This is a genomic window from Pseudomonas psychrophila HA-4 (assembly GCF_000282975.1).
Classification (GTDB): Bacteria; Pseudomonadota; Gammaproteobacteria; order Pseudomonadales; family Pseudomonadaceae; genus Aquipseudomonas; species Aquipseudomonas psychrophila_A.
The window spans coordinates 1-15,963 of the sequence record NZ_ALJC01000003.1 but is presented as its reverse complement, the minus strand read 5'-3'; the positions used below and the strand labels follow the sequence as shown (position 1 = coordinate 15,963).

At 59.3% G+C, this 15,963-nt stretch carries 10 protein-coding genes; 7 read left to right on the top strand and 3 right to left on the bottom strand.

The window, feature by feature from the left end:
• Positions 1-6,234, top strand: a 6,234-nt coding sequence (locus B347_RS0100115; RefSeq protein WP_019407698.1) for a non-ribosomal peptide synthetase, incomplete at its 5' end; no start/stop codon positions are given.
• A 119-nt stretch (positions 6,235-6,353) separates the two neighbouring features.
• Here B347_RS0100115 and dsbG read toward each other — a convergent pair.
• The 3 genes from dsbG to dsbD are packed head-to-tail and all read right to left on the bottom strand — an operon-like array spanning position 6,354 to position 9,721.
• Positions 6,354-7,127: a thiol:disulfide interchange protein DsbG gene (gene dsbG, locus B347_RS0100110; RefSeq protein ID WP_019407697.1), complete on the bottom strand. Its 774-nt coding sequence runs from the start codon at positions 7,125-7,127 to the stop codon at positions 6,354-6,356.
• The gene (locus B347_RS0100105) at positions 7,106-7,978 is read right to left on the bottom strand and encodes a TlpA family protein disulfide reductase (protein ID WP_019407696.1); all 873 of its coding nucleotides are present in this window, start codon (positions 7,976-7,978) and stop codon (positions 7,106-7,108) included. The genes dsbG and B347_RS0100105 overlap by 22 nt, the downstream gene beginning before the upstream one ends.
• Positions 7,979-9,721 (bottom strand): protein-disulfide reductase DsbD, encoded by a 1,743-nt coding sequence (dsbD, locus tag B347_RS0100100; RefSeq protein ID WP_019407695.1) that lies wholly within the window; start codon positions 9,719-9,721, stop codon positions 7,979-7,981.
• A gap of 276 nt (positions 9,722-9,997) precedes the next feature.
• Between dsbD and B347_RS0100095 the strand changes: the two genes are divergently transcribed.
• The 6 genes from B347_RS0100095 to B347_RS24495 all read left to right on the top strand — a co-directional run.
• The gene (locus B347_RS0100095) at positions 9,998-10,675 is read left to right on the top strand and encodes a response regulator (protein ID WP_019407694.1); all 678 of its coding nucleotides are present in this window, start codon (positions 9,998-10,000) and stop codon (positions 10,673-10,675) included.
• The gene (locus B347_RS0100090; protein ID WP_019407693.1) at positions 10,672-11,997 is read left to right on the top strand and encodes an ATP-binding protein; all 1,326 of its coding nucleotides are present in this window, start codon (positions 10,672-10,674) and stop codon (positions 11,995-11,997) included. The genes B347_RS0100095 and B347_RS0100090 overlap by 4 nt, the downstream gene beginning before the upstream one ends.
• Positions 11,998-12,309: 312 nt before the next feature.
• Positions 12,310-13,731 (top strand): D-serine/D-alanine/glycine transporter, encoded by a 1,422-nt coding sequence (gene cycA / locus B347_RS0100085; RefSeq protein ID WP_019407692.1) that lies wholly within the window; start codon positions 12,310-12,312, stop codon positions 13,729-13,731.
• 152 nt (positions 13,732-13,883) lie between these two features.
• Positions 13,884-15,275, top strand: a complete 1,392-nt coding sequence (locus B347_RS0100080; protein WP_019407691.1) for an aspartate aminotransferase family protein — start codon at positions 13,884-13,886, stop codon at positions 15,273-15,275.
• Between the two features lie 57 nt (positions 15,276-15,332).
• Positions 15,333-15,554, top strand: coding sequence for an MbtH family protein (locus B347_RS0100075; protein ID WP_019407690.1), 222 nt, complete (start codon positions 15,333-15,335; stop codon positions 15,552-15,554).
• 218 nt (positions 15,555-15,772) lie between these two features.
• Positions 15,773-15,963: hypothetical protein (locus B347_RS24495; RefSeq protein WP_026013927.1), on the top strand; the 191-nt coding region annotated here is incomplete at its 3' end.

Here is a 15,963-nt window from a genome sequence, read left to right as displayed (position 1 = left end):
GAGCGTTCGCTGGAAATGGTCATCGGCCTGCTGGCGATTCTCAAGGCGGGCGGCGCCTACGTGCCGCTTGACCCGGAATACCCGCTGGAGCGCCTGCATTACATGATCGAAGACAGCGGCATTGGTCTGCTGTTGAGCCAGCGCAGCGTGTTTGATGCGCTCGGTGAATTACCTGCAGGCGTGGTGCGCTGGTGTGTCGAAGAGCACGGCCCGGAGTTGGCCGCTTACCCCTCGCGAGAGTTGCCTTTTATCAGCGACCCGCAGCATCAGGCGTACCTGATTTACACCTCAGGCTCCACCGGCCAGCCCAAAGGCGTGGCAGTGGCCCACGGCGAAATCGCCATGCATTGCCGCGCCGTGATTGAGCGTTTTGACATGCGCGCCGATGACTGCGAACTGCATTTCTATTCGATCAATTTCGACGCCGCTACCGAGCGTTTGCTGGTGCCGTTGCTGTGCGGCGCCCGGCTGGTGCTCAGGGCACAAGGGCAATGGGACGCCGAAGAAATCTGCCAGCTAATTCGTGAGCAGCAGGTCACTGTGCTGGGTTTTACCCCCAGCTATGGCAGCCAGTTGGCGCAATGGTTGGCAACCCATGAGCACACATTGCCGGTGCGTATGTGCATCACGGGCGGCGAAGCGCTGACCGGAGAACACCTGCAACGGATTCGTGTGGCGTTTCAGCCAGACCTGTTTTTCAACGCCTACGGCCCCACCGAAACTGTGGTCATGCCGCTGGCCAGCCTGGCCCCGCAACAGCTAGAGGACGGCGTCGCCAGCGTGCCCATCGGCCAAATCATTGGCGCACGCGTGGCGTATATCCTCGACGCTGACCTGGCGCTGGTGCCGCAAGGTACAACAGGAGAACTGTATGTGGGCGGAGCAGGGCTGGCGCAGGGTTACCACCAGCGCGCCGGGCTGACCGCCGAACGCTTTGTCGCGGACCCGTTTGCGCGCAACGGTGGGCGTTTGTACCGCACCGGCGATCAGGTGCGTCAGCGCAGCGATGGTTTGGTCGAGTACGTAGGACGGGTCGACCATCAGGTCAAAATCCGTGGTTTCCGCATCGAACTGGGCGAAATTGAAACTCATCTGCTGCTCCATCCCGCCGTGCGTGAAGCGGTGGTACTGGCGCTGGACATGCCGGGCGGCAAGCAATTGGCGGCGTATCTGGTGTGTGACGAACAGGCCGAACCGACGCCACTGCGCGAAGCGCTCAAAACCCAGCTCAAGGCGCAATTGCCCGACTACATGGTGCCCGCGCACCTGATACTGCTCGCCAGCATGCCGCTGACCGCCAACGGAAAATTGGATCGCCGCGCCTTACCCGCGCCAGACCCGGAGCTCAATCGCCAACACTACGTTGCCCCGAGTAGTGCGCTGGAACTCAGTTTGGTGAGCGTCTGGTGCGAGGTTCTGAACCTGAAACAGGTGGGCCTTAACGACAACTTCTTCGAACTGGGTGGCGACTCGATCCTGTCGATCCAGGTGGTCAGCCGCGCCCGGCAACTGGGCATTCACTTCAGCCCCCGTGATCTGTTCCAGCATCAAACGGTGCAGGCGCTGGCGAGTGTGGCGACCCTTACCGAACAACACCCTGCCGAGCAAGGTTTGCTCAGCGGTGAGTCATCACTCACGCCGATTCAGCAGTGGTTCTTCGACACCGATATGCCTCAACGCGGGCACTGGAACCAGTCGTTGCTGTTGCAACCCACCGTTCAACTTGACCCTGCGCAACTGGAGCACGCGCTGGTGGCTTTGCTGGCGCATCACGACGCGATGCGCCTGAGTTTTCAACAACAGGCCGGGCAATGGCGCGCCCATTACGCCAGTGCAGTCGACCAGCCGCTGCTGTGGCAAGCCTCGGTGGCAGACATGCAGCACTGCGAAGCGCTGTTTAACGAGGCTCAGCGCAGCCTCGACCTGCAAGCCGGGCCGCTGCTGCGTGCGGTACTGGTCGACGGCCCCCAGGGCGAGCAGCGCTTGCTGCTGGTGGTCCATCACTTGGTGGTCGACGGCGTATCGTGGCGCGTGTTGCTTGAAGACCTGCAAGCGCTGTATCGCCAGCAATCACTGGTGGCTAAAACCAGCGCTTTCAGGGCGTGGGCCAGCCGCTTGCAGGCGTATGCGGGGAGTGAGTCGCTGCGTGAAGAATTGAGCCTGTGGCAGCAGCAACTCAAAGGCCCCAACGCAGACTTGCCGTGTACGAACCCGCAGGGCGGACGGCAAAACCTGCACGCGCGCACCCTCAGCGTGCGCCTCGATGCGCTGCACACCCGCCAACTATTGCAGCAGGCGCCGAGCGCCTATCGCACCCAGATCAACGACCTGCTACTCACCGCGTTGGCGCGGGTCATTTGCCGCTGGACTGGCCAGACATCGACGCTGGTGCAACTGGAAGGTCATGGCCGTGAAACGCTGTTCGACGACATCGACCTGAGCCGCACCGTGGGTTGGTTCACCAGCGCCTATCCACTGCGACTGACCCCGCACAGCGCAGATGGGCTGGGCAGCTCAATCAAGGCCATCAAAGAACAACTGCGCCACGTGCCGCACAAAGGTCTGGGCTACGGCGTGCTGCGCTACCTGACGGATTCTGTTACGCAGCAGACCCTGGCCGCACTGCCCGACGCGCCGATCACCTTCAATTACTTGGGCCAGTTCGATCAAAGCTTTACCAGCGATGCTTTGTTCCGTCCTCTGGACGAGCCAAGCGGCATGGCCCACGACCCACGCGCGCCATTGCCCAACGAGCTGAGCATCGACAGTCAGGTCTACGGCGGGGAGTTACTGTTGCGCTGGACGTTCAGCGCCGAGCGTTATCAGCCGCACACCATCGAAGGGCTGGCCCACGACTATGTGACAGAGCTGCAACACTTAATCGCCCATTGCTTGAGCGCAGACGCGGGCGGACTGACGCCCTCGGACTTCCCGCTGGCCAAACTCAGCCAAGCACAACTCGACAGCCTGCCGGTGGCGGCCGGGTTGATTGAAGACGTGTTCCCCATGACCCCGATGCAAGAGGGCATGTTGTTGCACACCTTGCTTGAGCCCGGCACCGGGCTGTATTACATGCAGGACCGTTACCGCATCAACAGCGCCCTTGACCCACAGCGTTTTGCCCACGCTTGGCAGGCCGTTGTTGCGCGGCATGAAGCCTTGCGTGCGTCGTTTTGTTGGAACGCGGGCGAAGGCATGCTGCAAATTATCCACCGTCCAGGCGCGACCGAGATTGACTACCAAGACTGGAGCTGCGAGCCCGAAGCGGAGCACGAAGAGCGTTTGCAAGCGTTGCTTAAACGCGAGCGCGAAGCCGGTTTCGATTTGCTCAATCAGGCCCCGTTCCACCTGCGGCTGATTCGTCTGGGGGAGGCGCGCTATTGGTTCATGATGAGCAACCATCACATCCTGATTGATGCGTGGTGCCGTTCGTTGCTGATGAGCGACTTCTTTGAAATCTACAGTGCGCTGGGCGAAAAGCGTGCGCCGCAATTGGCCACGCCACCGCGCTATCGCGATTACATCGCTTGGTTACAACAGCAAGACGTGCAGCAGGCCAACCACTGGTGGCAACGCAACCTGCAAGGGTTTGAACAGACCACCCCTATCCCCAGTGATCGGCCTTTGTTGCGCGAACATGCGGGCGAAAGCGGCGGCATGCGGGTAGGCGATTGTTACACCCGGCTTGAGGCCAGCGACGGCGTGCGTTTGCGTGAACTGGCGCAGCAACACCAACTGACCATCAACACCTTTGCGCAGGCGGCCTGGGCGCTGGTACTGCGTCGCTTCAGCGGCGAGCGTGACGTGGTGTTTGGTGTCACCGTGGCCGGGCGTCCGGTGCAACTGCCGCAGATGCAGCACACCGTCGGGCTGTTCATCAACAGTGTGGCGCTGCGGGTGAAAATGCCTGATGACGATCAGCCACTGAGCGTACGGCAATGGTTGAATGCCTTGCTCGAACACAACATGGAACTGCGCGAGTACGAATACGTGCCGTTAGTGGCTATTCAGGAGTGCAGCGAACTGCCCAAAGGCCAACCGCTGTTCGACAGCCTGTTTGTGTTCGAAAACGCCCCGGTGGACATGTCGGTTCTGGACCGGGCGCAGAGCCTTAACGCGACCTCGGACTCGGGCCGCACCCACACCAACTTCCCGCTGACCGCCGTGTGTTACCCCGGCGATGACCTGGGCTTGCACCTGTCTTATGACCAGCGCTTTTTTGAGCGCAGCAGCGTCGAGCGTCTGCTGAGCGAATTCAAGCGCTTGTTGCTGGCCTTGATGGACGGCCTCCTGGGCGATATAGCCGAGTTGCCATTGCTGAGCAAAACTGAAGAGCAATTCTTGATCGAGGAATGTAATCAGAGTCAGCGCGAGTACCCGTTGCAACGCAGCTATGCCGAACTGTTTGAGGTGCAGGTGGCCGCGCATCCCCAGCGCATTGTGGCCCGTTGCCTGGGTCAGCAATGGAGCTACAGCGAACTCAATCAGCGCAGCAACCGTTTGGGGCACGCGCTGATTGGCGCGGGAGTGCGGGCTGATCAGCCGGTCGCCCTGCTGGCTGAGCGCGGGCTGGACTTGCTGGGCATGATCATTGGCAGCTTCAAGGCCGGTGCGGGCTACTTGCCGCTGGACCCGGCGCTACCGGGTTCACGTCTGAGCCGCATCCTGGAACTGAGCCGCACCCCGTTGCTGGTCTGTACCCACGCCTACCGCGAGCAGGCCGAGGCCTTGCTCGACGAAACGGGTTGCGCGGTGCGCCCGCGTTTACTGGTGTGGGAGGAGGTGCAGGCGGGCGTGCTAGGTGATCACAACCCGCAGGTCTACAGCCAGCCGGACAATCTGGCTTACGTGATTTACACCTCGGGCTCCACCGGGTTGCCCAAAGGGGTGATGGTCGAGCAGCGCGGCATGCTTAATAACCAACTGAGCAAAGTGCCCTATCTGCAACTCAGCGAGCACGACGTCATCGCGCAGACGGCGTCTCAGAGTTTTGATATTTCAGTGTGGCAATTTCTTGCCGCGCCGCTGTTTGGCGCGCGGGTCGACATCCTCCCCAACGCCATCGCCCATGACCCGCAGGCCTTGCTGGCGCAGGTCAACGCACACGGCATCAGCGTGCTCGAAAGTGTGCCGTCGCTGATTCAAGGCATGCTGGCCGACGAGCGGGTTCAACTGGACAGCTTGCGCTGGATGCTCCCGACCGGCGAAGCCATGCCGCCGGAACTGGCGCAGCAATGGTTGCAGCGCTATCCCGAGATCGGGCTGGTGAATGCCTACGGCCCAGCTGAGTGTTCGGATGACGTGGCGTTCTTCTGCGTCGACCCGGCATCGACCCAGGGCAGCTACTTGCCGATTGGCACCCCGACCGACAACAACCGCCTGTACCTGCTCGATGACGCACTGCAACTGGTGCCGCTGGGCGCGGTGGGTGAGTTGTGCGTGGCGGGTACCGGCGTTGGCCGCGGCTATATCAGTGACCCATTGCGCACTGCCACAGCCTTTGTGCCCAACCCGTTTGGAGCACCGGGTGAGCGTTTGTACCGCACGGGTGATCTAGCGCGTAGGCGTAGGGACGGGGTGCTGGAGTACGTCGGGCGGATCGATCATCAAGTGAAAATTCGCGGTTACCGGATTGAGTTGGGAGAAATCGAAGCGCGCTTGCACGAACAGCCGGAGCTGCGCGACGCAGCGGTTAGCGTGCAGGAAGGCACGAACGGCAAATACCTGGTGGGTTACCTGGTGGCGTCACAATCGGCCCTCAACCCACGTGAGCGACTGGAACGGATCAAACAGCGATTGCGCGCTCAATTGCCGGAATACATGGTGCCACTACATTGGCTGTGGCTAGAAAGGCTGCCGCTCAACGCCAACGGAAAACTCGATCGCAAGGCATTGCCCGAGGTGGAAATCGGCCAGTTGCAGCGCGACGACTACCTAGCGCCGCGTACTGAACTGGAACAGTCTTTGGCTGAAATTTGGGCTCAAGTGCTCAACGTGGGGCAGGTTGGGGTGAACGACAACTTCTTTGAGCTGGGCGGCCATTCATTGCTGGCGACGCAAATTGCATCGCGGGTGCACAAAGCACTGCAGCGCAACGTGCCTCTGCGGGCGATGTTTGAATGCAGTTGCGTTGCCGAATTGGCGGTGTATATCGAAGGGCTGGAGAGCAGTGAAATCAACGAGGAGAAAGTTGATCGGTTGAGCGATTTGATGGCCGAGTTGGAGGGGTTGTGATTCTTTTAGAAGCGCCCTCTCCTTAAGGGAGAGGGTGTTCATCGAGTTACAGCATCCCCCAATCGGTTTCTTCTTCCTCCGGGAGAGGGCTAGGTTGAGGGTGGCTTTTAGAAATGCCTTTATTTAGGCCCCAAAATTTTCACCAATTTATCCGGTGAAGGCGCGCCTTGTTGCTGTTGCAGGTTGCCGTCTTCATCCAGATAGAAAATCGCAGGCGTTGCAGACACTTCAAGGTCGGTCATTAACTGGGCGTTCGCGTCCAGTTTGGCCTGCACATCCGCCGGGATTTTGCTCATGGCCTTGAGGGTGCTGGCCTTGCCGGCTTTCTCATGTTCATGCAGGGCTTGTTGCGGGTCTTTGGCGGCCAGTAACGCGGCAGATTTGCCCGGGCTGTCTTCGCGAATAATACCGACCATGATGTGGCGCAACTGCACCTTGCCCGAATCTACCCATGGGCGGGCCTGCTCCCAGAACATGTTGCAGTACGGGCAGTTCGGGTCGCTAAACAGGTAAACGATGCGCGGTGCATCCTTTTTGCCATCTTCGATCCAGTTGCTCTTTTCCATGTTGGCCCAGACTTGCTTGGCCATCGGCTCATACACCAGCTTTTGCAGTGGGGCCATGCTCAGGTCTTTGCCGTCGGCGTCGTAGAGGTTGCCGACCAGCACATTGCCGTCTGGGGTCAGGTATAGCGCCATGCCACGGTTTTGATACTGCGCGGCGTAGCCCTTTAAGCCACTCGGCGCATCAAAACTGCCGACGATTTTTGCCCCTTTAGCTTCGATTTTCTTGATTGCAGCAGGCAGTTCTTCGGCCTGCAGCAAGGGCGATTGCAACAGGGCCGCACCGAGCAGTGCGCTCAGGCTCAGGGTCAACAGTTTGCGGTTTGGCATGTGCGCGTATTCCTTGCTGGGTCAGCCTGTTGGGCTGACTTTGAGTGTTCTTTATCAAAGCTTTCCATCGCCTGCGCCAGGCTGGCGTCAGACAACTCGCCAAGATGGCTGCGCAGCAGGCGGCCTTCAGCGCTATAGAAAAGAGTCGTCGGTAAGGCCATGGAGCCGACTTCTTGCGCCAATTGGCCACCACTGTCGAACAGCACGTTGCTCAGGTTTAGGCCTTGGGTTTCAAGAAAAGTGCTGACGCTCTGCATGCTTTCGCCCTGGTTGACGAAGAGGAACGTCACCTCTTGATTCTGTTTCTGCGCGTTTTGCAGCACCGGCATTTCCCGGCGACACGGTGGGCACCACGTGGCCCACAAGTTGATTACCAGCGGGCCACCCTGATAACTGCTCAGTTGCACGGACTCGCCACTGGCGTTGCGCAAGGCGATTTCAGGCAGGCGCGTGCCTTGTTCATAGAGGCTGGAGGAAAAGCTGGCCAGCAACCAGAACACCAGGCCGCTGCTCAGGCCCCAGGCCAAGGGGCGGCGCAGGTCCACGCGGCGCCAGCCCCAGAACACGGCCCCAGCGATTACCGCCAACAGCCCCGGCCAGAGCATAAAACCACCGTCGCGCAGATCGAGCATTTTCAGCGGACTGTTTTGAAAGTGCTGCCAAAAAGCGAGTACAAACCCGATACGCGCCACCAGCAAACCCAGCAAAAACAGACCAAACAGCACTGACTCAGGGTTCTCGCCGCCACGTTTGGCGACCTGCCAACCTACCAGCGTCGCCAATGCGAGGGCCAGAATCAGCAGCAGGTGGTGAATTGCCAAGGCAAACGAACCGATGGTCAGGGTGAGCATTTAAGGAAGTTCCCGAGTGGCGTTCCAATTTTTCAAAAAAGTCTCGGCGTTGACTTCGCCGGTAATCCGCTGCCCGCGACGCTCAATACCGTTGGGTCCGATCCAGACAAAGCTGGGCGGGCCGGGCACTTGATAGCGGCTGAGCAGTTCACGACTGGCGACATTATCGGCGGTCACATCAAGACGCAACAGGCGTACACCTTGCAAGGCTTGTTGCACCTGCGGTTTGGAGAACACCTGTTTTTCCATGACTTTGCACGACACGCACCAATCGGCGTAGTAATCGAGCAATACCCATTGCCCTTCGGTCTTGGCGCTGGCCAGTTCACGATCAAGGTGGGCCGGATCGCTAAGGGTGATGAAATCGCCATGGGCCGTGCTAACGGTGCTACCGACCACGTTTTTAGCGGTATACACCTGCAACGGTTGCCACAGGTCAGTACCGCCACCTGCTGCGCCCACCAGCATCAGGCCGCCCCAGATCCCGGCCAACAGACTCAGCGGGCTAAACAGCGGTTTGGCCCGCAGAAAGAGCTGTGCTTGTTGCCACAGGCTGCTGGCGAAAATAATCAGTAGCACGCCCCACAACCCGAGCCACAAGGCTTCACTGAGTACCGGGCGCACCAGCAGCAACGCGGTGCCCAAGAACAGGAAGCCGAACAGGCCTTTCATCAGGTCCATCCAAGCACCCGGCTTGGGCAAGAAGCGGCTGCCCACGGTGACCAACAACAGCAACGGCATGCCGATCCCGACACCCATCACAAACAGCACCAGCCCGCCCTCGACCGCATTGCCGCTTTGCGCGATATAGAGCAGGGCGCCTGCCAATGGGGCGGTCATGCACGGGCCGACCAGTAGGCCGGACAAAGCCCCGAGAATGCCAGCACCCAGCAGACTCCCGCCTTTGCGGCCACGGCCAGCACTTTCTAGGCGGTCGCGCAGGGCTGAAGGTAGCTGTAATTCAAAAAAGCCAAACATGGGCAACGCCAGCACTACGAACAGTGCGGCAAAACTGCCGAGCAACCAGGGTTGTTGCAGCAGCGCCTGCAAGTTGGCGCCGAGCAAGGCCGCCAGTACACCCAAGCCTGCATAGACCAGCGCCATGCTCACCACATAACTGCCCGCGACGGCAAAACCGCGTCCGGCGCTGGCGCCACTGCCGACGACCAGACCTGCCAGAATCGGCAACATGGGCAGGGAGCACGGGGTAAAAGCCAGCAGGAGGCCAAGTCCGAAGAACAGCAATAAACTCCAGCCCAGCGAACGTTGTTGCAGGCTCGCTGCCAGTGATTGGTCTTGCGCTTGAGCTCGGCCTGCAACCGGCTGTTCCCCACCCAGATCAACGATCTGGCTTTGCGGCGGGTAGCACAACCCGGCATCGGCGCAGCCTTGCCACGTCACGTTGACTTGGCCGCTGGCACCTGCCGGAATCACGACCTCTAGAGCATCGCGGTACACCTGGGTGGCGCCGAAGAACTCATCACTGTGCGCCTGTCCTTGGGGCAAGACCGGTGTGTGAGCCGCGTCCAGCCCGTCGAACTTGAAGCGCTTTTGGTATAGGTAGTATTTATCGGCGATCTGCCATTGCAGGCGGGTTTCGCCCGAGGGTAAGGGTTCAGTGCTGAACGCAAATGCCTTGGCTACGGGCAAGAAGTCGGCTTGTTGTGCAAAAGGGTCGTTACTGGCGTGTGCTTGGCTTAACGCGGCCGCCAGCAAAAATACAAACGTTAACAAACGATACATGCGCGAAGCCTTGGTATTTACGAATAGCCAGCACCTTGGAGGTTATTGATTAACCGAGTGTTAATAGGGGCGTGAAACTGACAACAGCGTTAAACAAGGCACGCCCGCTCGAGCAATTAATGTGGCATGCCCGATTTGCGTTATGCCGGACGTAGGGTAGGGTTCTTGTTCAACCGATGGGCACTACATATATAGGGCGCCAAGCGTTGCAGTGCCCGGCATAATCCGCCCTTAATCCCATGGTTTTTTAATCGGCACATTTACGCGGGTATCAGCATGCACGTACTGGTTTGTGAAGACGATGAACTGATTGCCAGCGGCATTGTGGCCGGGCTTACAGCGCAGGGGCTGACGGTTGAACATGTCGGCACCGCCAGCGCCGCACGGGCCATGCTCAAGGTTGCCGAGTTCGATGTGATGGTGCTCGACCTGGGCTTGCCTGACGAAGACGGTCTAAAGCTGTTGCAACAATTACGTCAGCAAGGTTTCGAACTGCCGGTCTTGGTGCTGACAGCCCGAGACTCGGTGACCGACCGCGTTGATGGCCTGCAAGCCGGGGCCGATGACTACTTGCTCAAACCCTTTGACCTGCGCGAACTGGCTGCCCGTTTGCATACCCTATTGCGCCGCGTGGCCGGGCGGAGCGTCAATTTGATCGAGCACGGCCAACTCAGCTACGACCCCAGCAGCCGCATAACTTTACTTGCGGGCCAAACCGTGGACTTGTCGCGCCGAGAGCAGGCGCTGCTGCAAGCCTTGCTGCATAACCGCGGGCGGGTGCTCTCTGCCGAACAACTCAAAGACAGCATCTACGGCTTTGGCGACGAACTGGAGAGCAATGCCCTGAACGTTCATATCCACCACCTGCGACGCAAACTGGGCAATGGCATCGTTGAAACCGTGCGCGGCCTAGGTTATCGCCTCGGTACCGCTGATGGTGCCGAGCAACCATGATGAGCATGCGTCTGCGTTTGAGCCTGACCATCGGCTCGGCGTTTGTGCTGGTCTGGGCATTGGCGGCAGCCTGGATGCTCAGCGACCTGCGTCAACAAATGATGTTCTCGCTCGACCAGCGTTTGGTGGCTTCGGCACGCATGGTGGCGGGGCTGCTTGAGCAGTTACCGCAATTGCCGGTCAAAGGCGAGGGCACCCATTTCAGTGCCGAACAACTGACTATTCCCGGCGGTATGGCGTGCCAGGTTAGTTCGTTGCGCGGCGAAGTGCTGGCCCGCAGCCATAATCACCCTGACCAACCCATGAAATCCGAGGCGGCCGGATTTCATGACCAGATGATCGACGGTGCGGTCTGGCGAACCTTCACCCTGGACCGTGGCGATGTTCGCATTACCACCGCCGACCGGCAGGTCGAGCGCGAGGCCCTGAACCTCTCGGTGCTGCTCGCCGCCTCGGTGCCGGTGGGCATGGCGCTGATCGTGTGCTTGCTGCTGTTGTGGTTGGGTATCGGGCAGGGGCTAGCGCCGCTTAATCGCATGCGAGATGCCTTGATGCGTCGCGATGCCGACTCGCTGCAACCTTTGCAGATCAACCCATTGCCCAGTGAGTTAAAACCCTTGCTGGACTCGCAGAACCAACTATTTGCCCGTATCGCCAAGGCCATCGAGCGCGAACGGCGCCTGACCGGTGACGCGGCCCACGAGTTGCGCAGCCCGCTGACAGCGATCAAAACCCACCTGCAAGTAGCGCGCATGACCGACGGCCCGGCGCGCGAGCAATCATTGGCTCACGCCGAAGCCGGTGCGGACCGTTTGCACCGCACCCTCGAACAGTTGCTGCTCTTGGCGCGGGTTGAAGGCAGCTTGTCGTTTGATGACGGGGTGCAGTGTTCAGCGGAGCAAGTGGCGCGTCTGGCGATTCACGACGCAGCGAGTGGCGCGGCTGACCGGGTGCGTTTGCAACTGGCCGACAACTTGCCTGTACACGCTCTTAAAGTGCCGTCGGTGCTGGCGATTGCCGCTCTGCGTAACTTGCTCGACAACGCGTTGCGCCATACCCCGGCGGATACTCAGGTTGAACTCACCTTGCGTGCTGAAGGCAGCAACGTCTTTTTTGTGGTGCGCGACCACGGGCCCGGCCTGATGCCAGAGACCTTGCAACACATGACTCAGCGCTTCTGGCGCAATGGCAACAGCAACGGCTGTGGTTTGGGCTTGGCGATTGTGCAGGCGATTGTTGAGCGTTGCGCGTGTGATTTGAACTTCGACAGCCAGCCCGATGGCTTGCGGGTTGAATTGCGTATGCCGTTGCAAACAGCCTGAACGGGGTTATTGCCTGAAGTAGCCCCATGTCTTGGCCTAGCGATGGCCACTCATCCAGACAGTCGCTAGCACGCCGGTTCGATTGCGCTCCAATGGCATGATTTCACGCCATGGCGCGCAAGCCGCATGTCTACACGCCTCGCATCTCTCTGAATCCTTTGAAAAAAGCGCTTTTCTGGAGTGATTTCATTCCGCTAGCATGCACGCCTCTGATGTTAAAACCGTCGCCCCAACCGTGTTTGCAGGCTTGGCACTAAACCCTGTGTTTAGCGCTTAGAGCGATTGCGCACAAGAACAAGTAGAGGTAGCACCATGAAGCAATCCACGCTTGATCACCGGCCTGACGGTGAAGAGCCTGAGCTGAAACGCAGCTTGTCCAATCGTCATATTCAGTTGATCGCCATCGGTGGCGCCATCGGCACCGGCCTGTTTATGGGGTCAGGCAAAACCATCAGCTTGGCCGGCCCTTCGATCATCTTTGTCTACATGATCATCGGCTTCATGCTGTTCTTCGTCATGCGCGCCATGGGCGAATTGTTGTTATCCAATCTCAAGTACAAGTCATTCATCGACTTCGCGGCTGATCTACTGGGGCCTATGGCTGGCTATTTCACCGGCTGGACCTATTGGTTTTGCTGGATCGTGACCGGTATCGCCGATGTGATCGCCATTTCTGGTTACACCCATTTTTGGTTCCCGGATATCCCTTTGTGGCTACCGGCGCTTGGCTGCGTGGCGGTGCTGCTGTCGCTGAATCTGCTGACCGTGAAGATGTTCGGCGAGCTTGAATTCTGGTTTGCCATGATCAAGATCGTGGCCATTTTCGCCCTGGTCTGCACCGGCCTCTACATGGTGATCACCGCTTACCAGTCGCCTGCCGGTAACACGGCGGCCTTAAGCAACCTGTGGACCGACGGCGGCATGTTCCCCCACGGCGTCATGGGGTTTTTCGCTGGCTTTCAGATTGCTGTTTTCGCTTTTGTCGGGATTGAACTGGTCGGTACTACCGCCGCCGAAACCAAGAACCCGGAACGCAACCTGCCACGGGCCATCAACTCCATTCCGCTGCGCATCATCATGTTCTATGTCTGTGCGCTGATTGCCATTCTGGCCGTGACCCCTTGGCGTGAGGTGGTTGCCGACAAGAGCCCCTTCGTTGAGTTGTTCGTTCTGGCTGGTTTGCCTGCCGCTGCGGGGATCATCAACTTTGTGGTACTGACCTCTGCCGCGTCCTCGGCCAACAGTGGGGTGTTTTCAACCAGCCGCATGCTGTTCGGCCTGGCGATTGATGGCGATGCGCCGAGCACGTTCAAGAGCTTGTCCAAGCGCGCAGTGCCTTCCAACGGATTGATCTTTTCCTGCACGTGCCTGTTAATGGGCGCGCTGGTGATTTATCTGGTGCCGAACCTGATGGCCGCATTCACCCTGATCACCACGGTCTCGGCAACCCTGTTCATGTTCGTCTGGACCATGATCCTGTTGTCCTACCTTGCTTACCGCAAACGCAGCGATCACCTGCACCGTGCATCGATCTTCAAAATGCCGGGCGGCAAAGTCATGGTCTGGGCCTGCCTGGCCTTCTTCGTTTTCATCCTTGCGCTGTTGGCCCTTGAAGACGATACCCGTGCCGCCCTGTACTTGGTCCCGGTATGGTTTGTGGTGCTGGGCGTGGCTTATCGCTCTGTACGTCGCAATAAGTTGCAACTCTTGCAGGGTTCAGGCGACGCCGATTAATCGAGGTTCGCACAACATTTTCTGTTCGGGGCAGGTTGTGGACTTGCTCCTGCAGGAGATTTGCGCTGACTCGCTAAATCCTCACCTCGCTGATGCGTTTCCAAAACAGGAAAGTTTTGGTCAATCCCATCAGCGTATTGAGGGTCCCAGGAATGTCAGTCGCTACCAGCCTTGTTGAAGATCTTTCAGTTGAAACGCTGTACACGTTTGATGAGTCCCCGTTGCTGGCCCGTCAGAGCCGTCAGGAGTCCAACGCCCGCAGCTATCCTCGACGCCTGCCACTGGCCCTCAAGCGGGCTAAGGGTTTGTACGTCGAGGACGTCGAAGGCCGACGCTTCATTGACTGTCTAGCCGGGGCTGGCACCTTAGCGCTGGGGCATAACCACCCGGTGGTGATCGCAGCGATCCAGCAAGTGTTGGCCGACGAACTGCCGTTGCACACCCTCGACCTGACCACGCCGGTCAAAGACCAGTTTGTACAAGACTTGTTTGGTCTGCTGCCTGCGACCTTGGCCTGCGAGGCGAAAATCCAGTTCTGTGGACCTACCGGCACCGATGCCGTGGAAGCCGCGTTGAAACTGGTCCGCACGGCGACCGGACGTAACACCGTCGTGTCCTTTTCGGGCGGTTATCACGGCATGAGCCAGGGCGCCTTGAGCCTGATGGGCAGTCTGGCCCCGAAAAAACCATTGGCCGCCTTGCTCAGCAATGGCGTGCAATTTATGCCGTATCCCTACGACTACCGCTGCCCGTTCGGGCTGGGTGGAAAGTCGGGCGTGCAAGCCAATTTGCACTACTTGGAAAATCTCTTCAGTGACCCCGAAGCCGGGGTGCAATTACCGGCTGCGGTGATCGTCGAAGTGGTGCAGGGCGAGGGTGGGGTGATCCCGGCAGACCTCGACTGGCTGCGCGGTCTGCGCCGCATCACCGAGCACGCGGGAGTGGCGTTGATCGTTGACGAAATCCAGAGTGGTTTTGCCCGCACCGGCAAAATGTTTGCCTTTGAGCATGCGGGCATCATTCCCGATGTGGTGGTGCTGTCCAAAGCCATCGGCGGCAGCTTACCGCTGGCGGTGGTGGTGTATCGCGAATGGCTCGACACCTGGCTGCCGGGCGCGCATGCCGGCACCTTCCGGGGTAACCAAATGGCCATGGCCGCAGGTTCTGCGGTAATGCGTTATCTCAAAGAACACAACGTTGCCGCCCACGCGACGGCCATGGGTGATCGGCTCAGCGAACACCTGCACATCCTGCAACGCGATTTCCCGCAGTTGGGTGATATTCGCGGCCGTGGCCTGATGCTCGGAGTGGAACTGGTGGACCCGGCGGGCAAGCTCGATGCACTCGGCCATCCGCCAGCCTTTGCCCGACTGGCGCCGCTGGTGCAGCGAGAATGCCTCAAGCGTGGATTGATTCTGGAGCTGGGCGGGCGCCAGGGCAGCGTCGTGCGCTTCTTGCCGCCGCTGATCATCACGGCCAGTGAAATCGACCAAGTGGCGGCGATCTTCGGCAATGCCATGGCGGCAGCCATAACCCGGCTCTAATTTGTGGCCGTGATCAAACGTTAGATTGATATCCCTTACAGCGACGGAGACCCGCACATGAGTTCAGTATTTGACCGCGACGACATCCTCTTTCAGGTAGTGGTCAACCATGAGGATCAATACTCGATCTGGCCTGACTACAAGGCCATCCCCACGGGTTGGCGTGCGGTGGGTAAAAGTGGCTTAAAGCCCGAGTGCCTAGCGTACATCGAAGAAGTCTGGACCGACATGCGGCCGCTGAGCCTGCGTCAGAGAATGGATGCAGCGGCAACACACTAAAGACATACCCGCTGTCTGTGTCCCTGTAGGAGCGGGCTTGCTCGCGATCTTTTGATCTTTAAAACAAAAGCTCGCTCTTACGGTTGGAAGTAAGGCCTGTTTCTTCCGCAGATTACGGATGCGTCCTACATCCGCTCCGATCTCCATCCTTTAGCGTTCATCCCTTTGTGTCGAGGCCGCTTCCTCTGAAGTGCGCCCGTACGTCAGAGGAATCATGGATGCCCGCACTACCTCGCGACAACACGTTCAGTCTGACCCTCACGGCTTGCGCTCACCCGGTCCAGGTGCTGGCGTTCAGCGGTGACGAAGCGATCAGCAGTCCCTTCTCGTTTGACGTCGAACTGGTGTGTGATAGCGCTGATCTTGACCTCGAGGCGTTGCTGCACACACCGGCCTTTCTGGGGTTTGA

Excerpts from the sequence above, each read along its gene's own strand:
- cycA (WP_019407692.1), top strand. The coding sequence starts at position 12,310 with ATGAAGCAATCCACGCTTGATCACCGGCCTGACGGTGAAGAGCCTGAG.
- B347_RS0100080 (WP_019407691.1), top strand. The coding sequence starts at position 13,884 with ATGTCAGTCGCTACCAGCCTTGTTGAAGATCTTTCAGTTGAAACGCTG.
- dsbG (WP_019407697.1), bottom strand. The coding sequence starts at position 7,127 with ATGCCAAACCGCAAACTGTTGACCCTGAGCCTGAGCGCACTGCTCGGT.
- B347_RS0100090 (WP_019407693.1), top strand. The coding sequence starts at position 10,672 with ATGATGAGCATGCGTCTGCGTTTGAGCCTGACCATCGGCTCGGCGTTT.
- B347_RS0100105 (WP_019407696.1), bottom strand. The coding sequence starts at position 7,978 with ATGCTCACCCTGACCATCGGTTCGTTTGCCTTGGCAATTCACCACCTG.
- B347_RS0100095 (WP_019407694.1), top strand. The coding sequence starts at position 9,998 with ATGCACGTACTGGTTTGTGAAGACGATGAACTGATTGCCAGCGGCATT.
- B347_RS0100075 (WP_019407690.1), top strand. The coding sequence starts at position 15,333 with ATGAGTTCAGTATTTGACCGCGACGACATCCTCTTTCAGGTAGTGGTC.
- dsbD (WP_019407695.1), bottom strand. The coding sequence starts at position 9,721 with ATGTATCGTTTGTTAACGTTTGTATTTTTGCTGGCGGCCGCGTTAAGC.